The 25,036-nt window shown below is 36.4% G+C and carries 17 protein-coding genes; 16 read left to right on the top strand and 1 reads right to left on the bottom strand.

What is annotated here, in order from left to right; all coding sequences use genetic code 11:
• Positions 1–182: 182 nt before the first annotated feature.
• The 6 genes from BUC25_RS02225 (at position 183) to BUC25_RS02200 (ending at position 6,948) form a co-directional block, all read left to right on the top strand.
• On the top strand, positions 183–2,333 hold the full coding sequence (locus BUC25_RS02225) for a family 43 glycosylhydrolase (protein WP_073199250.1): 2,151 nt from the start codon (positions 183–185) through the stop codon (positions 2,331–2,333).
• A 368-nt stretch (positions 2,334–2,701) separates the two neighbouring features.
• Entirely contained in the window at positions 2,702–3,142 is a 441-nt protein-coding gene (locus tag BUC25_RS02220) for an NUDIX hydrolase (RefSeq protein ID WP_073199248.1), read from the top strand.
• A 141-nt stretch (positions 3,143–3,283) separates the two neighbouring features.
• Complete coding sequence (locus BUC25_RS02215) at positions 3,284–3,769, top strand: HIT family protein (RefSeq protein ID WP_073199246.1); 486 nt, start codon at positions 3,284–3,286, stop codon at positions 3,767–3,769.
• 116 nt (positions 3,770–3,885) lie between these two features.
• Positions 3,886–4,467, top strand: a complete 582-nt coding sequence (locus BUC25_RS02210) for a thioredoxin family protein (RefSeq protein WP_073199244.1) — start codon at positions 3,886–3,888, stop codon at positions 4,465–4,467.
• 289 nt (positions 4,468–4,756) lie between these two features.
• A complete protein-coding gene (locus BUC25_RS02205; protein WP_073199242.1) occupies positions 4,757–5,560 on the top strand; it encodes a peptidoglycan-binding protein in 804 nt (267 codons plus the stop codon).
• A gap of 125 nt (positions 5,561–5,685) precedes the next feature.
• Complete coding sequence (locus BUC25_RS02200; protein WP_073199240.1) at positions 5,686–6,948, top strand: mechanosensitive ion channel; 1,263 nt, start codon at positions 5,686–5,688, stop codon at positions 6,946–6,948.
• Between the two features lie 118 nt (positions 6,949–7,066).
• Here BUC25_RS02200 and BUC25_RS02195 read toward each other — a convergent pair whose 3' ends face one another.
• A complete protein-coding gene (locus BUC25_RS02195) occupies positions 7,067–8,290 on the bottom strand; it encodes an AraC family transcriptional regulator (RefSeq protein WP_073199238.1) in 1,224 nt (407 codons plus the stop codon).
• Positions 8,291–8,453: 163 nt separating this feature from the next.
• Between BUC25_RS02195 and BUC25_RS02190 the strand changes: the two genes are divergently transcribed.
• From BUC25_RS02190 to essC, 10 genes are all read left to right on the top strand, one after another.
• Positions 8,454–9,782, top strand: a complete 1,329-nt coding sequence (locus BUC25_RS02190) for an ABC transporter substrate-binding protein (RefSeq protein WP_073199236.1) — start codon at positions 8,454–8,456, stop codon at positions 9,780–9,782.
• A 59-nt stretch (positions 9,783–9,841) separates the two neighbouring features.
• On the top strand, positions 9,842–10,744 hold the full coding sequence (locus BUC25_RS02185) for a carbohydrate ABC transporter permease (RefSeq protein WP_170862626.1): 903 nt from the start codon (positions 9,842–9,844) through the stop codon (positions 10,742–10,744).
• On the top strand, positions 10,744–11,568 hold the full coding sequence (locus BUC25_RS02180) for a carbohydrate ABC transporter permease (protein ID WP_073199234.1): 825 nt from the start codon (positions 10,744–10,746) through the stop codon (positions 11,566–11,568). The genes BUC25_RS02185 and BUC25_RS02180 overlap by 1 nt, the downstream gene beginning before the upstream one ends.
• 36 nt (positions 11,569–11,604) lie before the next feature.
• The gene (locus tag BUC25_RS02175) at positions 11,605–13,641 is read left to right on the top strand and encodes a beta-galactosidase (protein WP_073199232.1); all 2,037 of its coding nucleotides are present in this window, start codon (positions 11,605–11,607) and stop codon (positions 13,639–13,641) included.
• 481 nt (positions 13,642–14,122) lie between these two features.
• Positions 14,123–14,419: a WXG100 family type VII secretion target gene (locus BUC25_RS02170; protein ID WP_073199230.1), complete on the top strand. Its 297-nt coding sequence runs from the start codon at positions 14,123–14,125 to the stop codon at positions 14,417–14,419.
• A gap of 305 nt (positions 14,420–14,724) precedes the next feature.
• Positions 14,725–18,276 (top strand): type VII secretion protein EsaA, encoded by a 3,552-nt coding sequence (gene esaA, locus BUC25_RS02165; RefSeq protein ID WP_073199228.1) that lies wholly within the window; start codon positions 14,725–14,727, stop codon positions 18,274–18,276.
• A complete protein-coding gene (essA, locus tag BUC25_RS02160; RefSeq protein WP_073199227.1) occupies positions 18,266–18,751 on the top strand; it encodes a type VII secretion protein EssA in 486 nt (161 codons plus the stop codon). Before esaA ends, essA begins: the two co-directional genes overlap by 11 nt.
• Positions 18,752–18,765: 14 nt before the next feature.
• Positions 18,766–19,077 carry an EsaB/YukD family protein gene (locus BUC25_RS02155; protein ID WP_073199225.1) on the top strand — a complete coding sequence of 104 codons (312 nt, stop codon included), beginning with the start codon at positions 18,766–18,768 and terminating at the stop codon, positions 19,075–19,077.
• Positions 19,052–20,323, top strand: a complete 1,272-nt coding sequence (gene essB / locus BUC25_RS02150; RefSeq protein WP_073199223.1) for a type VII secretion protein EssB — start codon at positions 19,052–19,054, stop codon at positions 20,321–20,323. The genes BUC25_RS02155 and essB overlap by 26 nt, the downstream gene beginning before the upstream one ends.
• Before the next feature lie 258 nt (positions 20,324–20,581).
• Positions 20,582–25,027 carry a type VII secretion protein EssC gene (essC, locus tag BUC25_RS02145; protein WP_073199221.1) on the top strand — a complete coding sequence of 1,482 codons (4,446 nt, stop codon included), beginning with the start codon at positions 20,582–20,584 and terminating at the stop codon, positions 25,025–25,027.
• Positions 25,028–25,036 lie beyond the last annotated feature (9 nt).

Below are 25,036 nucleotides of genomic sequence, written 5' to 3'. Positions count from 1 at the left end.
AGGGAGATTAAACTTTTGACAAAAGGAGGTGAATTGCAACCATTATCACAGTGTAAGCGTCCGTAATACCCCACCTTCATGTTTTGAATTAAGCAAAGAAGCTAAGACGGGGATAAATTGAAGTCTTAATTTTTTAAACCAAACGACCTACAAATTTCTTATCAAAAAGGAGAGTGCCTTTATTGAAAAAAATCACAGGTGTATTATTAATTACTATGTTCTTGTTATCTTTTAATGTTTTAAGTAAAGACTCCAGTGTTCTTGCTTCATCGGATCCTATTCGAATAAATGGAAATGACACGCCAAAAAATAAGCAACTACCAGATGAATTGAAGGAACTAAAGCAATATAAGTTGGAGTTGGATGATAGTTCTCTTGAAAGCGGAACTTATCACGATGGAACTATTCATATCGACTTTCAAAACAGTAAAACATTTGATTGGCAGTCAGATATTAGCGTTAAGTATGTATTTGTGAAGGGTGGTAATGCAGGAAATCTCTATAGCTATAATCAGGAGGAAACGATGGCAAACAATTTGAACGCTCCTAAAAATAATGGCGGACAGCAGCCGGATATTGGCCATATAACTTTTTATTATGCGGAAGAGCCTGTACAGCTATTTGAAAATCCAATTGTAGGTGATGGGGCAGACCCGTGGATTGTAAGTCACACAGATGGTTATTATTACTATACCAATACAACAGGAAACAACATTACTCTTTGGAAATCCAAAACGATTACAGGCTTGCAAGATGCAGAAAGTAAAGTCGTTTGGACGCCAGAACCAGGTGCACCTAATAGTGCTCACATATGGGCGCCAGAGATTCATTTTATTGATGGAAAATGGTATATCTACTTTGCAGCCTCTGGTGGTGACATGGAGAAACAACGAATGTATGTATTGGAATCTGCAACATCTGATCCATTTAGTGATTATGCTTATCCACAAGGGACGAATCTGGGGAAGATAACAACACCTTCTGACAAATGGGCAATTGATGGTACGATTTTAGAAATGGATGACGACTACTATTTTGCTTGGTCGGGTTGGGAAGGTGACGTCAACGTGCGTCAGGATATCTATATCGCACCAATGGCAAATCCGTGGACGATAAGTGGAGAGAGGGTAGAATTATCAAGACCGGAATATGATTGGGAAAAGATTGGAGAACCACACGTCAATGAAGGTCCACAATTTTTAAGAAATAATGAGGGAGAGTTATTCCTTATATATTCTGCGAGTGGAAGCTGGACAGACGATTATACATTAGGAATGTTACTATTTACTGGATCTGATCCACTTGATCCAGACGCATGGGAAAAGAATCCAGAACCAGTCTTCGAGAAGAACCCAGATGTTGGAGTGTATGGTCCTGGACATAATGGTTTCTTTAAGTCACCAGATGGAACCGAGGATTGGATCATCTATCATGCAGCTAAATTCCAGGGATCAGGTTGGGATCGGAATGTTAGAATGCAAAAATTCACTTGGAATGATGACGGTACACCAAACTTTGGTAAACCCGTAGCAACTGGAACATTATTAGAAGTGCCATCAGGTGAACAAGCAGGAACCTTAACACCGAAGCTACCAGTAGGTCATAAATTTGAAGCAGAAGATGCTACAGTGAATCGAGCGAGAATAGTATCTAATACATCAGCATCCAATGGGGCAAAGGTTGGTCATATTGATTTTGAAGATAGTTTTATAGAATTTGATATTGATCTTCCAGCAGGTGATTATACGTTAAAAATAAGGTATGCAAATGGCATGGGAGAGCCATCCTCGCATAATATCTCTGTCAATGGTAATTCAGTTGGTGAAATTACTTATAACAGTTACGGCTGGGATAGCTGGTATTTTGCAGAAAAAGATATTAATCTGGCTCAACAAAAAAATAAAATTAGATTGGCAAAAGAAAATTCATTTGCAGAGCTAGATTTTATTGAGTTAATTCCGGAGCAACCAGAACTCAGATATGAAGCAGAACATGCAGAATTGTATAAAACTACTGTTATGAATACCTTCACTGCATCCAATAAGCAAAAAGTAAACTTTACTAGCAATGAAAGTGAACTAGCGTATCGGATTAACGTAGAAAAAGCAGGCACTTACAATTTAAATCTAATCTATAGCAACGACACCAATGAGATTAGTGTACAGAAATTAGTTATTAATAATAAGGAAATTGGAGAAATAAAGTTTCCGCCGACAGCTAATAGTCTGGAAAGTGTTTCTATACCAGTAGAGTTAGAAGCGGGAGTACAAACTATTAATCTATCACACCATACTGGGGAGCTAGCCCTGGATTACTTGCAATTAACACGATAAGCTACCTGCCACCTAACCTATTTCGATAGGTTAGGTGGCAAATCTTGTAGTTACTATGAATGCTTCTTATCAATGTTAGAACCTATCCAGACTTTGACTTAACAAAAGAACCGATAGCGAAGTTCCATGATGATTTACAACAACATTGATGTGAATGTTAAATTGTTTAATAGGTATAAATATCTTAATATCAAAGACGATAAATGGCATTGGTTAGTTTTTTAATCGATTCATTTTCTATAGTAGGAATCTCTCGCGATCGTGCCAGACTGGGGTGTAACATAAATATTGCGTAGTAAATTAAATGCTAACTAAGCAATAAGAGTTTTACTTTTAAATAACTTTGTGAAAGAGAGCATTTAAGGTCAATGATAGGAAGCGAAAAGGTAATTATGGTTGTTTCAGGTGCAATTGTTTTGGATTGTGAAAATCAAGTGCTCATGCAAAAACGGTCTGATAACGAACAATGGGGTTTTCCAGGTGGATTTATGGATTTGGGAGAAAGTGTTCAAGCTACTGCTAAAAGAGAAGTTTATGAAGAGACAGGACTTAAATTAGAAAAACTTGAGTTATTTGGAATTTATTCTGGTCCTCAATATGACAAGACCTTTTCTAATGGCGATCAAGTATCACTAGTTTTTATACCATTTATTTGCAAACAGTATAGTGGAGAGTTAGTTGAAAGTAACGAGGAATCTTTACAAAATAAATTTTATTCACTAGATAAATTACCAGAAAATATATTTAAGGAACATAAGATGCTTATAGATGATTTATTATCTAAGAAAAAACGACCTATTATAGGATGATAATTTTTAACAAAAGGGAGGTGAAAATTCCTCTAGGAGTTGTCGGTTTGATCGCCTTTATTTATTAAAAAGGCAGTATTATTGAATAAACAAGTGAATAAAAATATTTAGAGAAGTTAAATAACGATAGGGAGATATAAAATGCAATCTAACTTAAACGAAAACGAAGAATGGAAAAAGAATAGAATTGCCTCCGCACGTTGTGGAGAGAACCCAATGATTATCACAAAAATGAAAAGTGGCTTTGCCGCAATTGGTGATACTCAGTTTCTACCAGGTTATTGTGTGCTTTTACCGTCTGAAGAATGTACTTCATTGGAAGAACTTGATTTCAGTCAGAGAAGTGACTATTTGTTGGACATGAGTTTAATTGGTGAAGCCATACTACAAGTATGTAATCCAAGAAGAGTTAATTATTCAATTTATGGTAATACAGACGCTTATTTACATGCTCATGTGTTTCCACGCTATAGTTGGGAACCTAAAGAACGAATTCCTTATCCAGTTTGGCAATACTCTAGCGAAAAATGGCGTAATTATGAATATCAATACTCTGATGAAGAACATGGAGCAATGAAAGAGAAATTAAGAATAGAGATTTATGAGTTAATGGAGAAGTGCTATTAGCAAACTAAGTTCTGATGTTAACATTGCCTTTTATATAGTCGTTATGAGCGTTGTTATTGCTACTCACCCTTCTCTTTGGTATCGTTTTCATATAAATGAAAATGGAGGGATATTAAATGGCTTTCACATTGCAAATAGGAGAAAAAGCATCAGATTTTAAGCTGCCTGCAACAGACGGTAATGCGTACCGTTTGTCAGATTTTAATGATGCAAAAGTTTTGGTTGTCTTCTTTACCTGTAATCATTGTCCTTTTGTTGTAGGATCAGATGAAGTAACCCGCTCGACTGCGGAGAAGTTTGCAGATCAAGGCGTGAAATTTGTTGGAATTAACGCTAATAGTGTGAGAACCAAGCCAGATGATTCGTTCGAAGTAATGGTGGAAAGAATGGAAGAGAAAAAATTCCCATGGACCTATCTACGGGACGAATCTCAAGAAGTAGCTAAAGCATATGGCGCTTTACGCACCCCTCATTTTTACGTGTTCGATGAAAAGCGTCAGTTAATTTATACTGGACGTGGTCTTGACAATCCGCGCGAATCGGAAAAAGCGACGATTAATGATCTAGAAAATGCTTTATCGGAGCATCTAGCAGGTGAAAAAATCACAACGCCATTAACCAATCCTTTAGGATGTAATGTCAAATGGGATGGTGAGGATGAACATTGGATGCCGCAAGAAGCGTGTGATCTAGTATAGTGAAATAATGGGAACAGTTCAGCTGAACTGTTCCCTATTGTGTTTTAATTATAAATATATTGACTCTCACTCATTTATAAATGCCAATTCAAGTGTGTGTCTTCTATCTTACTTTTTGGTTCTTAGTGCTTGTAGTTTATCTCCTATTTTAATAGATCATATAGAACCGATAAATACAAAATAATGGATGATAAAGGGTTGAAGGATGTGATTTTGCAAAATACATTCATGTAAACATATCTTCTCTCGAAATCTATGTTTGTAACTAGAAATCGGGGAGGATTTTTTTATGTTTAACAGACTTAGAGTTTTATTAACAGCCGTAGTAATAGCTGCTTTCATGTTGGTGGGAGCACCTGCTATTACAGAAGCAGCCCTGGGTGATCGTATCTTAGCTAATGGATCATCAGGGTCGGACGTTGCCGAATTACAAGATTATTTAATGACGAAAGGCGTATTTCCATATCATACTTCGACAGGGTATTATGGGGATATCACAGAAGAAGCAGTAAAGGATTTTCAGCGAAAACGTAATTTGAAAGTAGATGGAATAGCAGGCCCACAAACAAACCATGCAGTTGAAGTATTACGAAGTGGCAATATTGGAAAGCAAGTTATTCAAATACAAAATCAATTGAAAAAAACGGGTCACTATCATTCTGCGGTTGATGGGATATATGGCAGTGGAACGAAGGAAGCGGTTAAAAGTTTTCAAAGGCAACAGGGGTTATCTGTAGACGGAGTTGCTGGACCAAATACACGAGCAAAGCTGGATAGTAAGTCGAGCCGCAGTACAGCAGCTGGTAAAACATTCACAGTGGAAAGTACAGCATATACAGCAGATTGTGATGGTTGCTCTGGAGTAACGAAGATGGGACTTAATTTAAACCAGTATTCTGATGCAAAAGTAATTGCAGTGGATCCCAGTGTGATACCGCTTGGATCAATAGTCAAGGTTGAGGGTTACGGCACTGCCATTGCAGCTGATATCGGTGGCGGAATAAATGGAAATGCCATTGATGTGTTCATACCTAATCAAAATGACGCACTTCAATGGGGGCGTAAAACCGTTCGTGTTGAAGTTGTCGAATAAATAAGAGTAAGAGGGGCGGGTTTGTTTCTATGGGAAATAAATCTGCCTCCTTTTTTCTAAAAAAATGTTTATTATCTTCTAGTAAAGGTATTAGTAAAACAACTACATATTAAGGAGATGATAACATGAACGATCTAGGAAATTCTTTTGCACAAATGTTTAATGATGTGATTCAGGCAATTCCAAATGTGTTAGCAGCCTTATTATTGCTTGTTTTAGCATGGATAGTGGCAGCTATTGCAAAAGGGATTGTTGAAAAGTTATTTGTAAAATTAGGAGTTCATAAAGCAATTGGAAAAACGAATTTTGTTGAAGACGATGAACAAGGGAAGAAAGTATTAAGTGCTGTAGCGAAAGTCGTCTATTTATTGGTATTTATTTTATTCCTGCCAGCTATTTTGGATGCTTTAAGTATGGATTCTGTCTCAGGTCCAATCTCAAATATGATGGACAAATTATTAGGATTCCTTCCGAATTTAATAGCAGCGGCTGTTATTCTAATCATCGGGTATGTGATTGCAAAACTAGTAAAAGAGTTATTTGAGAGATTTTTAGTAAGTGTGAATGTTGATAAATGGTTTAATAAAGTGAAACCAGCTTCAAAAACAAATAGTGGATCGACTATGACACTATCGTCTGTTCTTGCAAATGTCTTATTTGTTGTCATAATCATTCCTGTAATTACAATTGCATTAGAAGCATTAGAAATTCAAACAATCTCAGAACCAATTACACAAGTGTTAGATAGTGTATTATTGATGATCCCAAATATTTTTATTGCGATTGTGTTAGTAATTGTAGGTTATTACTTAGGTAAAATCCTTGGTAATCTGCTTGAAGGTTTGCTTCAAGGTACTGGTGTTAATAATGTATTCTCTTCCATAGGTATTGATAATGCCGAAAGCAAAGTACCTTTTGATATTTCTAAAGCTATTGGTACGGTTGTAAAAGTACTAGTGATTCTATTCTTCACAGTAGAGGCGTTAAGTGTTTTACAATTAGAAGTATTAAATCAAATTGGCAGTGCAATGATTACCTATTTACCGTTCCTGGTAAGTGCGTTATTAATTCTGGGTGGAGGAATCTTATTAGGTTCATTCCTCGCTAGCTTTATTCGTAAGTATACACACAGTGGCTTCACCGCAGCTATTGTAAAATATGTGGTTATTGTATTTGCGGTCTTTATGACTTTGGATCAGTTGAAATTTGCAACTTCTATCGTTAACACTGCCTTCATTCTTATCTTAGGCGGGTTAATGGTGGCATTCGCGATTTCCTTTGGTATTGGTGGACGCGATTTTGCGAGAAATCAATTTAGTAAGGTAGAAGCGAAAATGAAAAAAGATAATAATAATTCCATTAATCATGATAATGACCCGTTAAATTAATAAAGGTTTTTTAAACCCTGCATCAAATGGTGCAGGGTTTAATTTGTAAGCAACAAACAGTTAGTGATGAAGTAATTCGAATTAATGGAAATATCGTAAATAAAAAGTTGAAAAAAATCTAAAACGAATCTATTTTAATATCTCTCAGGAATTCTTTTGGGGTTATTTGAGCATGACGTTTAAATATTTTAGTGAAATAACTCTGATCAGTGAAGTTTAGTAAATTACATATTTCTGTTAATGAACGATTAAAATAAATCATCATTTTTTGTGCTTCTTGTATTTTGGACTTTTGTATATATTCACTTATAGAAATTCCGACTTCCTTTTTAAAAAGGTTTGATAAATATTTTGAGTTAATTTCTAACTTTTTTGCAATAGAATTCACAGAAAGATCTGGCTCATAAATATGTTTGTAAATATATTCCTGACTGAGTGTTACTTTTCTGGAAAAGTTTTGTTTTCTGTTTCTTTTTACCATTTCTGTGAAGTCGTATAATATTTCTTCACGATACCAAGATACTTTAGAAATTGATGTTAATTCTTCGAGATCTTGTATCAACACATCCCCAAGGGAATAAGCATCTTCTGGATGCACTCCACCTCTAATGGCGGCTCTTGTAGCTAATGTGATCATCGCTATTGCTCTGTTTTTTAGGCTTCTCATTTCACTATTTCTTGAAAGAAGTCCATGTTGAAAATCCCCACGATTTTGAAAAGCTTTATAATAAGGTAAGATTTCAGCAGTATTTCCTTCCTCTACTAATTGATAAATACGGCGTTCTAATAGAGGATCATGGTGGTATAGAGATTTTTCTCTAACATCCGCAATATAATTGGAATAGTATTTATTATTAGTAGGTTCTTCTTTTTGTTTTACTAAGCTTAATTCTTCTCTAATATTAATTTCTGCTCCATTAATTATGAAGTATGCCATGTGCCCGGATTCAATTAGTTGATTCTTACTTTCGATTTTTAAAGTGAATAAATATTTTTCAAATTCTTCTTGCAAAAATAATTGATCCAATCTTTTTAAGAGTCTATTAATACTACTTTTAGTAGGTGGGTTATGGATAATGGGTCCGATTATTAACCAATACTTGGTGTCATTCTTCATAAATGGAATACTTAAAAGGCTTTCGAAATAAACAGTGTCCACTAGTTGAATATATTGGCCTTGAATTCCGCACTCTAATAGTTGTTCCTCATAACTTTCAAATAAAGGATTAGTTAGCTTAGAATTCGAAAAAGATTTTATTTGTTCAGAGTATTTTACAATACTAACAGGTATCTTAGTCATCTCAAATAATGTTCGTAATAACCCCTCATTAAATACTCCCACTGAATATTTCCCCTCTCGATTGTAAACGCATACAAATAAAATGAATAAATACAATAAAACTAACTATATTACCATAATTAAGTCTAACAATCCGTTATAATTTTGGCAAGTTAACAACAGAGTTTGTTAGCAATGTAATAAAAAATATGAGGGGTGAATGAAGATGAAAAAGAAATTAGTAGCTTCATGGTTTGCACTTATGTTAATCGTATTGTTAGCAGCGTGTGGCGGAGATTCATCAAGTGGTGGAGATGGCGAGAGCGAGGAATTAACTATTCCAGAGAATCCAGAAGAAGTTTCAGGTGATATTACAGTTTGGGCATGGGCATTGGAAGCGAACTATTTGGATAAAGATGTCTTACCTGCATTTCAAGAAGTGTATCCTAATGTCAATGTGACGGTGGAACATATTGGTGTCGATCAGGTTTACCAAAAAGTTAGTGCAGGGCTATCAAGTGGTGGTAGTGGTCTTCCAGACGTTGTACAAGTGGAGAATAACAGAATTCATTCCTTTACAGAAGAATTCCCTGACGCATTTACCAATTTAACCGCAATGGGGTATGACGAACATGAAGACAAATTCGCGGATGCGAAAATTGAAGGGCTAAAAGATAATGATGGGAATGTTATAGCAGCACCACGTGATTTAGGTCCTGTCGGTGTTTTATATAGAGTGGATGTTTTTGAAGAAGCGGGTGTTGATCCATCATCAATTGAGACATGGGATGATTATATAGAAGCTGGTAAACAAATAGTAGATCATACAGGAAAGTACTTTTTGGGTACAGATGGTGATGGTTTACTTCGTATTATGATGCAACAGCAAGGTAGTTATTATTTCGATGAAGAAGGGAAATTAGATATTACTTCAGAAGCCGGTGAAAATGCGGCACGCATATTACAGAAGATGAAAGATAATGAATTAATCACATATACAAATAACTGGGATGGTCAAGTGGCTGCTATGAAAAATGGCGAAGTTGCGACACACCCTGGTGCAGTATGGTGGAGTGGAACGATGTTAGAACAAATGCCAGAGCTGTCTGGGAAATGGGATATGTTTAAATTGCCTGCTTTTGAAGAAGGTGGTACTCGTGCATCGAATGATGGTGGTTCTGCTTTAGCAATTCCATCTTCTTCGGAAAATAAAGTGGCGGCATATGTTTTTGCTGAATTTGCTACAACTGATATAGACTCACAAATTAAAGCATTAACGAACAGAGGATTATTCCCAGCCTTATTAGAAGCATATGAAGAGCCTGTTTTTTCTGAAGACCAAGAATATTTCAATAATGAGCCATTTTTCCAAAAATTCGCAGATACAGTAGAAAATATACCTGCTGTAAACCATGATGGCGCAGAGTTAGAAGTTCGTTCTGTGATGGGTAGCGAAACAGAAGCATTTTTATTAGAAGATAAGTCTGCTATGGAAATGTTTGAAGATGGGGAAGAGCAAGCAGCTCAACAAACTGGAAAAGAAACAACAGATTAATTAAATAAAGGTTGGCTGAAGTCAGTCAACCTTTTTTTCTAAAGAAGGAGGGGACACTATTGGATAATGTAGCAAAAAAATCAGAATCAAAACCATACAAAAAAGGGTTTATTACTCCAAAGACAGCTCCATATATATTTATATTGCCTGCTGTTTTATTGTTTTTAGCATTTACCGTATACCCAATTATTGCGTCTTTTTTACTTAGTTTTCAGACACGAGTGGGAGGTGTCTACAGCTTTTCTGGATTAGATAACTATGTGCGATTATTCAGTGATCCAATTTTCTATAAAGCATTAGGAAATACATTTATCCTTCTAATTGTGCAAGTACCGATCATGTTATTCTTTGCACTTTTATTGGCAGTATTTTTAAATGCAAAATTATTAAACATGAGAGGCTTTTATCGTGTTTCTTTTTTTACACCAGCGGTCACTTCTTTAGTTGCAGCATCGATCATTTTTATCCTTTTGTTAAATTCTGATTATGGTTTAGTAAATTATATACTTACTTCCATCGGCTTAGAAAAGGTAAATTGGTTAACAGACGGATTTTGGGCAAAAGTATCATTAATTATAGTCACCACCTGGAGATGGACAGGATATAATATGGTTATTTTGTTAGCAGGACTTCAAAATATTCCAAATGATTTATACGAAGCGGCAAGTATCGACGGAGCATCAAGTATTCGTAAATTCTTTTATATTACGATTCCACAGTTAAAACCTGTATTACTATTCTGTTTTGTTTTATCAACCATTGGAACTTTCCAATTATTTGATGAACCCTATAACTTAACAAGTGGTGGGCCGAATAATGCGACCTTAACGATTACGTATTATTTGTATAACCAAGGCTTTGGTTATTTTGATTTCGGATATGCATCGGCTATTGCTTACGTGATTGTGTTATTTATCGCGATTCTATCCTGGTTGCAATTTAAGGTGGTGAAAGACGACTAATGAAAAGCGTATATGTAAAAAAATCATTGTTACATTTTATATTAATTGTAGGTGTTATCATTTCACTAGGACCTTTTTATTGGATGATCGTTGGTGCTACCAACCCATCTGGTGATGTACTAAGTTTTCCGCCAAAAATAATACCAGGTAACTATTTGATGGAAAACTTAACAAGCTTAAGTGAAGCAATACCAATTATGCAAGCATTATTTAACTCTGCTGTTATTGCGGTGATATTTGTTATAACAAGTTTGCTCGTATGTTCAATGGCGGGGTATGCATTCGCTAAGTTTAAATTCAAAGGGAGCAATGTAGTATTCTCCAGCTTCCTATTGGCGATGATGATTCCTTATCAGGCAACCATTATTCCATTGTTTCAAATTTTTGGTGCATTGGATTGGATTAACACATACCATGCAGTTATTCTGCCGCAGATCTGTTATCCGTTTGCGATTTTCCTTATTCGCCAAAATATGAAAGGTATACCTGATTCGATGATTGAGGCAGCGCGTATCGATGGTGCAGGAGAGATTTCAATTTTCTTTAAGCTTGCCTTACCAACGATGAAGCCAGCATTAGCAGCCGTAGGAATTTTCTTATTTACTCATCAATGGAACAATTTTATGTGGCCATTAATTGTGATGACAACAAGTGATAAATATACACTACCTGTTGCGTTATCAACATTAGCTGGCTTGAATTCGGTTGATTATGGGCAATTAATGTTAGGTACTGCAATTTCTGTCTTGCCGATTATGGTAGTATTTTTAGTGTTGCAAAAGCATTTTGTTTCAGGTATTTTAGGCGGATCTGTTAAAGAATAAAAGACATAAATAGTATACAGAAAAAGGAGCATACCAATGAAAGAAGTTATAAACGAAAAAGCGATTCAATTAGGTGTCTGTTACTATCCAGAACATTGGCCAGAAGAATTATGGGAAGATGATTTTAAGAGAATGAAGGAAATGGGTTTTAAATATGTAAGAATGGCAGAATTTGCTTGGACTATCTTCGAACCAGTTGAGGGGACGTTCGAGTTTGATTTATTTGATCATGCAATAGAACTTGCACAGAAGTATGATTTGAAAGTGATCATGGGGACACCAACAGCAACGCCACCAGCATGGTTGACTGAGAAATATCCGGAAGTATTAAACGTATCAAGAGACGGTGTCCGTTACAACCATGGTTCTAGAAGACATTACAATTATAATTCGGAAATATATCAGTCGCTATCAAAGCGAATTGTTAAGCAAATGGTTGAGCACTATAAAGATAATCCCACTGTTGTCGGGTGGCAGATTGATAATGAAATCAATTGTGAGATAAATGAATTTTATTCGGATGCAGATCATGTCAAGTTTCGTGAATGGGCAAAAGAAAAATACGGAACATTAGACCGATTAAATGAAGCATGGGGAACGGTATTTTGGAGTCAGACGTACACGGACTGGAAACAGGTATATTTGTCCCGTGCTACTGTGAACGATTCATATAATCCTCATCAATTTTTAGATGAAAAACGTTTTATATCGGACAGCGCTATTCATTTTGTCCAGATCCAGTCCGATATTATTCGTTCGATTACGACGGAACAGTGGGTAACGACCAACGGCATGTTTGGGCACTTGGATAACCACCAAATGACAGAAGAGGCATTAGATTTTTATGCGTATGATTCCTATCCAAATTTCAATAAGATTATTGAAGATAACTCATTCATGCCGTTACGAGATCGTAAATGGAGTCTTAATTTAAGTACAGTCCGAAATTTTGGAGGTAACTTTGCTATTTTCGAACAACAGGCAGGACCCGGAGGATGGGTGAACCGAATTGCACAACCCACTCCTCTCCCTGGTCAGTTAAGATTATGGACATTTCAATCAATCGCACATGGCGCTGATTTAGTACTCTATTTTAGATGGCGCACAGCAACAATGGGCTCAGAAATTTATTGGCATGGTATTAATGATTATCACAATTTACCAAATCGCAGGATCAAGGAAATTAAAAAAACGAGTGAAGAAATTCAGCGTCTCGATTCTTCTATTTTTGATTCTAAATATGTAGCAAACGCTGCGATTTTAACGGATTATAATAATGAATGGGATGGAGAAGTGGATACGTGGTATGGCGATTTTCTTGGGGAGAGTAAGGAAGCGTGGTTTAAGGCTTTTCAATATCACCATATTCCAGTTGATGTCGTGAACGTTACGCAAAATATGACATTAAAGGAGTTATCACGTTATCAAGTGCTCGTTTATCCGCATGCAGCTATTTTAACAGAAAGTACGGCTGAACTTTTGACGTGCTATGTCGAACAGGGTGGTCAAATTATCTTTGGAGCAAGAACGGGATATAAAGATATAAACGGCCAAACTTACATGAAAGCATTTCCTGGTTATATTAAAGATTTAGTAGGTATTTCAGTTGAAGAATATACGTTGTTAAATGGCTGGCAGAAGAATCCCAAGGTTATGATGTTTGGGGAGGAAATAGAGACCCAAGGGTTTAATGAGGTGCTTCAGGTAGATGCAGATGGTGTCGACGTGATCGGAACATTTAAAAACTGCCACTATGAAAATAAGCCAGCTTTAACAAAGCGTAACGTTGGAAAAGGTAAGGCTTATTACTTTGGAGGAGTATTTGATTATCAAATTGCAACAATGCTCCTAAAAGACTTGCAGGTTACAAATTATGAAGATATCTTCTTGCTTACAAGTGATGTGGAATTAGCTGTTCGTGAAAAAGAGGGTCATATCATTTATATCTTACTTAACTATTCTAGAGAAGTACAATCTATTGAGATTAAAGGAAAGATGGAAAACTTACTAGAAAATCGTATTGTTAGTGGCGAAGTTGAGATGAAAGCTTATGACGTAATGATATTGAAGTAATAATAAGAAAGAAGGAGAGAAGAAATAATATTAGGAAATTTATGATGAATTGAGAGATATTGATATAAACGTCTACAACTAAAGAGAACGTATTTATTAAGAATTACTATTAGACTATCCAGCAGGGTAGTCTTTTTTGTTAAATAGCTTATCTTCTCTGCATAATATTAAAAAAATTAAACTACTAATCTAGTTAAAATAGATAAATAGTATCATAATATTCAAAAAAATGGATATAATTCAGGATGGAAAAATGTTTCATTCTGTTCTTATTTGTCGAAAAAACTTAAAATATATTACTTATTCCTTGGATATAATTGTAAAATAGTTCGAATTAAAGACAATATTAGGAAAAAAGAATCGTTTTTACTAAAATATACCATTATCAGTTGACTTCAATTGGGAGTATCTTCTAATCTTATAAACAGGAAGAGCCTTAAGCTTTGACCTATCTAAATCTTTAATAAGGGAGATGAAGAAAATGGCAGGACAAATTCGTATGTCACCAGAAGAGTTAAAAGCAAGAGCACAAGTATATGGTCAGGGATCTGATCAAATTACTGAAGTACTTAATAAGCTTAAAAATTTGCAGGATCAGTTGCGTGGAGAATGGGAAGGTCGTTCTTTTGAACGTTTCGATGATCAATTTAGAGAATTGGAACCAAAAGTGCAAAACTTCTCACAACTATTGGTTGAAATCCAGACTCAACTGCAAAAAACAGCTCAAGCTATGCAAGAGCAAGACGAAGCACTTTCTCAGAACTTTGGTCTACGCTAAGAAATTACATGTATCATGGTGATACCGTCCGTAAAAGCCTCACTATAAACAACTTGGTATAGTGGAGGATTAGCGGACGGTAACTTCCTGGTATATAACGTTAGCAATCAGTGGCAGTTACTCCGCTAAATAAAGTCATACTTTATGGCTTTTGCTTACTCTTTAAGATGAGCTACACGATATTAGCTATTGTGTAGCTCTAGTTTTACTATGGAACTTTATCATTGTATCCCTTATATGGACTTATTTACATTTCTTATAATTACATATTACATATCGTAAAAAATAGGTAGGAGTTGTCAAGAATGAAAAAAACGTTAATACAGCTGCCTCTATTTTTGGTGCTTATTTTAGCAATCATAGTAGGGTTATCTTATTTATCATTGGATCAAGCAAATTCAACAGAGGAAGCAGCGCCAAAAGAAGATAGAATGTCTATTGCGCTTGTAAACGAAGATGATGGCGCAGTATTTAATGATTCAGATGTTGATTTTGGAGAAGCTTTTGTTAAAAGTATCAATCAACAAAATCATGAATGGTATGTTGTTAGTCGTGGTGTTGCAGAAAGCGGTATAGAACGTAACACCTATGACATGATGATTGTCATTCCCAATGACTTTACCGAGAAGGCGATCTCGATAAATTCAGAGGCACCGGAACAAGTAGTGTTAAACTATAAGATTAATGCATCAGACAGTGAAGCAATCCGTGCGAAAGCAGAAGAAACAGCCAGTAATATATTAAATGATTTTAACCGTCGTATTATTGATGTATATTTTGCGAGCGTAATCGGTAACTTGCAGGATGCGCAGGATAATGTTGCAAAAATTGTTGAAGATTATGAAAGTTTGACAGCTACATACAACCAGAATGTACAGAACCCACTTTCAAGTTATACTTCTCAGTTTTCAACTATAAAAGACAGTACAGAAATATCAAAAGATCAATTTAGTGTATTTGAAGATACGCTAAAAAATTATGAGCAAAGCTTAGTGGAGCAACTGTCTAATTATGAAGACTATCAAACTAATATTGACGATGTTCGAGAAACACAGCAAAGTAATAGTTTACTAACAAACGACTTTGCAGAACAGCTAAATAATTTTAAAAACCAGTTAGATAATGGGGATATAAATAGTCAGCTGCAAAACCTGCAAGACGTCAATGATTATATGAATCTCCAGTTTCAGCTTATCGATGAAAATGAACAAAACACGTTAGATACTGTTGCATTACATTCAAGAGGCTTGCAGAATCGTTTGAATCAAGCGTTAGAGGATATCACAGCAGAAAAGGAAAATTTTGATATTGAAGAAATCAGAGGTCGAATTGATGAACGTTTGAATGCCATCATTGCTGCATCTTTCGATGATGAAGATGACGACTTAACCACCCTGTTAGGAGCTCAGGATGATCGTTTGTTATCAGGTATTGAAGACCAGATTTCTCAGCTACCGACCTTAGACGAAAATATTTGGCAAGATGCTGACCTGTCTCCTGAAATGATTCAAGAGATAAAAAATGTAATTGGAATCACAAACAAATACCAGACGGAGTTTAATGAAGTCTACTCAAGTAATCATGATGTTATATTGCCTGAGCATATTCAGAACTTGAAAGAAGACTTACATTATAATGGTGTTACATTATCTGATACTGTAATGTTGCCAGAATCAGATAAGCCTTTACGAGAGTTTAAAGTTCATGGAATTTCCGAAGGGTTTGCGATCAGATATTTGGTCGTCCACTTGCCAGATGGTGAAGAAGTAAGATACACGAATTATCAAGAAGGTGAAACCGTTCAGTTACCGGGTTATCAAAATGGTGAATTCACGGTCCAACTGACGCTTGAATTAGAAGAAGAATTTTTAGATGAACCTATTAATATTTTTGAAATGAAACAGTGGAAATGGGACATGTATCAAATTGATGAGGAAGAAGCCAATCAATTAGAAGAGGAAGAAACAGAAGAAGAAACTTCCCAAGTTGCATCTAAAACGATTTATACTCCTATTGTAGCAAGTTATCATGCCATTAAGGCTGAAAATGGTGAAGAAGTAACAGATAAAACGAATCAATATCAAGTTAATACAGTAGAAAAAGAGAGTAGTTCTGCTTCGATTAATGAAGATGAATCAGGTGGAACTCCAGATGATAGTGTAGAAGTGACAGATGAGACGCCAGTAGAAGATGAAGTGCCGAATGATGGTAGTGGAGAAGGTACAGAAGTACCTGATGACGGTTCAACAACTCCAGGAGATCAGAATGGAGAAGAAACAGAAGATGGTTCAACAGATCCAGGTGATGGAAATGGAGAAGAAATCCCTGAGGAAGAAGAGCCACAACCAGAACCAGTAATTGAATTAGTGGAAATCAATCATCACCATATTCAACATACAGTAACAGCACCTGTGATTGATGAATATACGGAAGGTTTAATTCATACGGTAGAGAATACCATTACACCTTATCAGCGTTTATTAGCATCCTATGAATCTTATTTTGGTATTTCGTTATCTTGTGCGAATGTTGAAGAGGGTGCGTGTCCGGACGCTGGTGGAGATGAAACCTTACTTGATATGGCAACAGATGACTCCATCTACGCATTATTAAACAAAAATGTTGGGGATCTGTTAACGGATTATATTGCAACTAAAGTCACGGATGATGTGCTTTCAGAAGTAAATGAACCACTGGAAAACTATGAGAGAGATGTAGAAAACCATCGTGCATTTATTGAAAGAACATTATTACGGGCAGATCAATTAGCTGATAAAGTAACAAATTCAAGAGAAGTAGCAAGAAAACTAAATGAGCAATTAATAGCGACAATTGAGGATATTACTGCGTGGCGTGAAGAAAGCTTAAATTTAATCGACAGTCAGACAGAGATTCAAAATGCTAATGAGCAGGAACAAAACATGGTGATGTCATTAGGAGAAGGCTACCAACCCTTGTTTACACAAAGCCAGACACTAGCTGATCAAGCTTCTGGTAATCTAACGGAAGCTGAAACAGTGTACCAGACATTCGACCGAATTGACGAACAAGCAGAAACAATTGGGCAAAGCGGAACAGGCATTATCGAGCAAGCAGAAGTATTAGCCGAAAATTTAACTGCGAAAGTAATGGATGACCAAGCGTTTGCAGATAACTTCTCAGAGGTAATGGCGAATAGTCGGATTGGGGATAGACAAAATGAAGATCTTTACGAGTTTTTATCCAACCCAGTAGAAACTAAAAATGCTGGAGTTATTGTGGAACGTGAAACGTTTTCTGCTTATTTCCTTGTTCTGATTACTTTCCTTGCAGCGTTATTTACTGCGTATGGCATTTCTACAGTCAATCAAAAGCGAATACAGGAGAATGCTTTCGAAGAAGAAAGTTCTATCTTTGGCCGGAATGCATTAGTTGCGGGAATCACTGCTGGCTTAGGTGTAATTGAAGGAATAGTGTTCGGATTAGTCTCAGCATATCTATTAGATATAAGTGGTGGAAAGTTAATTATATGGACCTTGTTAATGGTGTTAATTATGACAGTAATGGTACTTGCAGCATCCTACTTGTTGAGACAACTGAAGCTGGTAGGTATGTTTATCTTATTAGGTATTATGAGTCTATACCTATTCTTAACCAATGCACTTTCAGCAGGTTTATCAAATGCAAGTGAATGGCGAGAATATTCCCCATTACAATATGTGGAACGTTTATTGAACCGTTTTGTTCACGGGTCATCCGATTATGGCATGATTGTATTGAGCTTGATTCTAGTCTTATTGATTGCTGTACTTGCGAATTTACTAGTTATATCAAAACAATCTGCCCAACGAAAAGAGGGGGATGAGAATGCTGCTTAAGTCACTAAGCAGAATAACCTTAATCAGTGTTCTATTGCTTCTGCTAATGCCGCTAAGTGCATTAGCAGAGGACACTGAGCAAAAAAAAGGATCCATCAATTGGAAAGTGGATCGAATAATCGAAAAAGATTCTGATAAAGAACAGAACCATTCCGAAACTGAATTAGAAAAAAGGTTTCCTGAATTATTTAAAGAAGAAACTTCCGAGGCGATCTCTTCTGTACAAGAAAATAAACAAAAATCTCTAGATCAATTAGAACAAGATTTATTCGCAACAGATCTCCCCAAAAATACAACTATCGAAGATACCAAGGAGATTTTATTTGCAGAAGACTATGTGGCACCACAAGTAGCAAGCTCTGAGAATCCATCAGATAATAGTGGTGGTTTCTCGATTTTCTTCATGGCTCTCACTGGCATAGCTGTGCTGATGAGCGGTGGTATTTATGTTATGTATCAAAGGTTTGTAGAGTAGGGAGTGAATCCAACATGAAGAATAGTCATATAGACGTGACCATTGATTTTCGTGAATATGGTTTACATCAAACCTATGATTTGCGAATTCCTGTTCAAATAACCATTAAACAGCTGTTAAGAGAGCTAATGGATATTTTAAACGTAGAACGGTCTAAAAGGTCGTCTTCAGCAATTAAGGTGAAAACCAAAGGACTCGTATTGGCGGATGATGATCTTTTAATGAACTACCCTGTTACAAATGGGGATGTTCTTACGGTATTAGACCAAAAAGTTATTAGTGAAGAAGGAGCAATAAACTATGACAGAGAAAAAGATAGAGCTTGATCATCTATCCCTTCCATTCCAAGTTTATGAAGATAGATGGGAGTTGCGTTTAGCTAAATCACAAACTCGTGTAAAAGATCCTCAGCAAATACGTTTATTAACTGGGGCTGATACGAATGCCTTTGTACCATTAGAAGTGAAAGAGGAAGAAGATGCTTTCACTTTTTCGTTTTTTATTGATCCAGAAAAGAAAAATTGGCAAGCGATTCAGCACTTGCATCGTAATGATAAATTACGTCTTCTTCTTAATCTTGCACGACTAAGACATTATTTAAAATCTCGTATTACTTTTTTTCTTCATCCCGATAATCTTTTATTTGATGACAACTTAAGTCCACATGTCGTCTATCGTGGGGTACGTAATCTTATCCCTCCTTATGAGATGGAAGAACAGGAATTCTTAAAGCAATTAAAATGTTTTAGTATCGCCCTTCTTTCAAAAAAATACACGTATGAGCAATTATATAATGGAGCCCTGGAGCATGCGAAAGACACTGAATTTGAACGACAGGTTCATCAAAAAGAAACACTAGCTGCTTTTGCCGATTATTTACAAGATTGTTATCAGAAAGAACAAAAGAAAACAGAACGGACGATGAAGCTATTTCCGATCAAACGCTTCTTGCTTTTTAAACGATTAGCTATTTCCTTTATTATTGTATCGGTCTTATTGGCGATCCCTCTTATTTATTTTGGTTTAATTAGTCTTCCTTACCATCAAAGTCAATTAGATGCGCACGAAGAATACTTAGCTTCTAACTATAATGGAGTCATCACTACATTAAACGGTGAGGATGCAGAAGATCTTCCGAAGGCAACGAAATATATTTTGGCATATTCTTATGTGACATCTGAGAAAATTTCAGATAATGATAAGGAAGTTATTATGAATAATATTACTTTGAATAGTGATGAAAATTACTTATTGTATTGGATCTATAATGGTCGAGGTAATTTTGAACCAGCAATGGATAAGGCTAAATATCTCGATGATCCACAATTGATTATGTATGGATTAATAAAGCAGATAGAACAAGCTAGAAATGATCCAGGTCTAAGTGGCTCAGAGCGCGAGGAACAAGTAAATAATTTAAATGAGGAATTACAAGAATATATAGATGAGTTACCAGATGAAGAAGAGGATCAATTCGATAGTGAGTCCCAAGAAGAAACAGCTATTCCGGGAAATGATAGCGAGCCGGAAGATCAAACGCAAGCTGAGACAGATGCCACACTTGAAGAATAAATATTGTGAAGGATTTTAAAAGACTGTAACTTCATAAAATAGGAATGCTCATGGACAATTGAAGAGGTCATTCTATCGATGTCCATGGGATTCATTTTTACAAGGATAAAAAGATTGTGACTGTAACAATGGATCTAATCACTACGTAATCCGCTAGAGCACCTTGAATCAAGAGGTAACATCTAGATGAGTTTTGCTAACGATTAGAATAAATAAAAATAAGATGGATGTTGTGGAATGGAAAAGAGGTTGAATTTAATGGTAGAGAAAACATTGATAGTACATGATGGGGCGCAATTACATAAAACGGAATTGCCAGATCGTTCACCTAAGAATATGACAGTGGGTGATGATTGGACAGACACGATGACTTTTTTGTCTGTCGAGCAATCGATATCGGTTCGTTGGGATGGTGAATCCTGTTTTGTCGTAGATGAGCGACTGGAGACGAGCAAAGAAATTTCATTATCCAACGGGAAAACGATTATTTTCTACCTTACAACAACAGATGAGATGAAGCTCTTTGATATTGCAGGTCTGTCACATCTTTCTGTAAGTAAAAATGACTATGATGATATTATGCTGGAGGGCGTAGATGCTGATTTAGTGCTTCTTCGAGAAAAGAATGGATTTCGACTTGAAGTTCATGATGGAGAGGTATTTCATAATTTTTCACGGGCACAAGGAAACGAACAAATTGGTATTGGTGATCAACTCTTTTTCGAAGGCGTCAAAATCATTATCAGGGAAGAGGATGTGGAAGTATATCCATCAGGTAGAAAGCTTTCTTCTCAATTAATAGAGCTAATCGATTCAGAGGATGGTTTTAGTTCGGAATATCCGGATTACCACCGCTCACCACGTATTATTTATCGTGAACCAGAAGATAAGCGCACTATTGCTAAGCCATCACCACCACCTTCAAAACCTAGTGAACAGTTGGCTCGTACCATTGTTCCACCTCTTGTCATGATTGTGGCTTTAATCATCATATCACTTATACAACCAAGAGGGATTTTCATTATTGTGATGCTGGCGATGACGGTTACTACCATTATCTTTTCGATCACTACCTACGTGAAAAGTGTCAAACAATATAAAGTGGATACCAAACATAGAACGAAGACATTTCACGAATACTTAGAACGAAAAACGAAAGAACTTTATCATGCAACAGAAGAACAACGTCATGCCTTAATGTATCATTATCCGAATGTAGAGAAAATACGAGAAATGGCATTGGAAGTAAATGCGCGTATTTATGAGAAAAATATGTATCATCATGATTTTCTTCATTTTCGTGCAGGTTTAGGTGATGTGGATACGAGTTTTGAGATTGAGTTTCGCGAGGAAGAATTCACGCAGGATAAAGATGAATTAGTAGACGCTGCAAGAGAATTACGTTCGCAATTCCAAGGACTAACGGATGTTCCGGTTGTTACATCTTTAACGAAAGGTCCTGTAGGATATATTGGACAACGTGAACTCGTTTTAGAACAATTACAGCTTTTAGCTATGCAATTATCACTTTTTCACAGTTATCATGAAGTGCAATTCATTACGATCTTCCCTGAGCAAGAAAAGCCAAACTGGGACTGGATGCGATGGTTGCCACAAGCTAGCTTACAGGATTTGAATGTCCGGGGCTTTGTTTACCATGAACGTTCCAGAGATCAAGTCTTACATTCGATGTATCAAGTGTTAAAAGAGCGGAAGCAGTTATTAGACGAAAAAGCTAACTCGAGTGAACGACTCTTTTTTACACCACATTACGTAATTTTTATTACAGATGAAAAGTTAATCTTAGACCACATTATTATGGAATTTTTTAATGAGGATCCTAGTGAATTAGGAGTGTCCCTTGTATTTGTACAAGATGTGATGCAATCTTTACCAGAGCATGTCAAAACAGTAATTGACATACGAGACTCCAAGAATGGAAATATCTTATTAGAAGAAGGAGAGTTAGTGAACAGGAAATTTAAACCTGATCACTTTCCAGCGGATTTTAACAAAGAAGATGTGGCGAGAGGTCTAGCACCTTTAAACCATTTACAAAGCTTGAAAAACTCCATACCAGAAAGTGTCACCTTTCTTGAAATGTATGGAGTAGAAAAGGTAGAGGAACTGAGCATTACCGAAAGATGGGCAATGCATGAAACCTATAAAACGATGGCAGTGCCATTGGGATTACGTGGTAAAGATGACCTTGTCCAATTGAATTTACACGAAAAAGCACACGGTCCACACGGTTTGGTGGCAGGGACAACAGGTTCTGGTAAGTCTGAAATTATTCAATCTTATATATTATCATTGGCTGTAAACTTTCATCCCTATGAAGTTGCCTTTCTCTTAATTGACTATAAAGGTGGGGGAATGGCGAATTTATTCAAGAAGTTACCACACTTATTGGGAACCATTACTAATCTCGATCGTACACAATCTATGAGGGCATTAGCATCCATTAAAGCTGAGTTACAGCGACGACAACGATTGTTTGGTGAGCATGATGTCAATCATATTAATCAATATCAGAAATTATACAAGCAAGGAAAAGCAAGTGAGGCTATGCCACACCTTTTCCTAATATCTGATGAGTTTGCAGAGTTGAAATCGGAGCAGCCTGACTTTATGAAGGAACTCGTTTCGACAGCAAGGATCGGTCGTTCACTTGGTATTCATTTAATTTTAGCGACACAAAAGCCGAGTGGGGTAGTGGATGACCAAATCTGGTCGAACTCTAAATTCAAATTAGCGTTAAAGGTTCAAAACGAAAGTGACTCCAACGAAGTGCTCAAAACACCAGATGCGGCAGAGATTACCTTGCCAGGTCGTGCATATTTGCAGGTCGGAAATAATGAGATATATGAACTGTTCCAAAGTGCTTGGAGTGGGGCCGATTATGTGCCGGATAAAGAGGATCATGAATATGTAGATACGACGATCTATGCAATTAACGATTTAGGTCAGTATGATATTTTGACAGAAGACTTAAGTGGACTTGATAAGAAAGAAGAAGTAGAAAGTGTGCCAACAGAATTAGATGCGGTGATAGATTATATTCATGATTATACGGTAGCGCAACAAATAGAAGCCCTACCGAGACCATGGCTACCACCGTTAGCAGAGCGAATTGAAGCATCAGAAATAATTTCAATAGACTATAAAGAAGCTTGGAAAGAACAGAAGAAACCATTGGAAGCAAACATTGGTATGGTCGATCAGCCAGAACTGCAAAAACAAGAACCATTATCGCTTAATATTACCAAGGATGGCCATTTAGCGGTCTTTTCTAGTCCGGGATATGGAAAATCTACTTTCTTACAAACCGTGATTATGAATCTAGTTCAACAGCATAATCCAGAGCATTTGCATGTTTATCTCTTAGACTTTGGTACAAATGGTCTTTTACCATTAAAAACGTTACCGCATGTCGCTGACACTATCTTACTTGATGATACAGAGAAGGTGGCGAAATGGGTACGCTTGTTGAACACCACTATCTCTGAGCGCAAAAAGAAACTTAGTGAATATGGTGTCGCTGATATGGAAATGTATGAGAAGGCGAGCGGAGAATTGGTGCCAAATCTTCTATTAGCCATTGATAACTATGACTCTGTGAAAGATACAGACTTTAGTGATGAATTTGATCGATTGATCACACAGATCGCTCGAGAAGGGGCAAGTATTGGTATACATCTGACAATTAGTGCAGGTAGACAGAGTGCGATGAGAATGCCGCTCGTATCAAATATTAAGCGACAGTTATCCTTGTATCTGATCGATTCGGTCGAAGTCCGCACCATTGTAGGAAAAACCGACCTCGAAATTGAAGAAATAGCGGGTCGAGGAATTGTGAAGTTAGATGACCCTGCTTTATTCCAAGCAAGCTTACCAGCAGCTGGTGAAGAGCCGCTAGATATTATCGAGAATATTCAATTATTAGCAAGAGAAATGGATCATTTCTGGGAAGGTGAAGTACCAGATGAAATTCCGATGATGCCAGAAGGCCCAATTGATTTTGAAGGATTTAAACAAAAACGAAAAACGAAGAAGCTACTAGAAAAACAGGAATTACCACTTGGCCTTGATTTTGAACAAGTGGCACCTATCGGTTTTAATCCAGATAAAGATGATTTCCTTACTGTCGTAAGTGATCGACGAGATGGTCTGGATAAAATGACAAATGCGCTCGCAAAGAACATGACATTACTTCAAGAACCGTTTCAGACGATGATTATTGATAGTGCAGATCAATCTTTAGCAGATATTGGCGCAACGATGAATGCTTATATTTCTGATAATGACGGGATTCAGAATGTCAAAAAGAATATCATAACTGAAATTAATAACCGGACAAAAGGTGATCATAATGGCGTGAAATGGGTGATTATGATCAAAGACTTAAAGGATTTTGTCGATAGAGCTCTATTATTAGAAGACGAAGTAACAACATTATTTGAGGTAGGTCCTAGCATGGATGTACATTTTGTTATTTGTGGGGATGCAAGCTACCTCAGCACAGGATTTGAAAAAGCGGCAAAAGTAGTTCGTAAGTTATCCAATGTCGGTCTCGTCAGTATGCGGTTAGGAGATCAGGATATTTTCAGTCAACCTTTTATCCGCAAAGAAACCTATCCAAAAGCATATGAATGCTACGTAGCAAGAGACCATCAACATATCAAAATAAAAGTTCCTAGATGAGGAGGGAGT

The sequence above is a fragment of the Gracilibacillus kekensis genome (genome assembly GCF_900143085.1).
Lineage (GTDB): Bacteria > Bacillota > Bacilli > Bacillales > Amphibacillaceae > Gracilibacillus > Gracilibacillus kekensis.
This window is presented reverse-complemented; position numbering and strand designations above follow the sequence as displayed.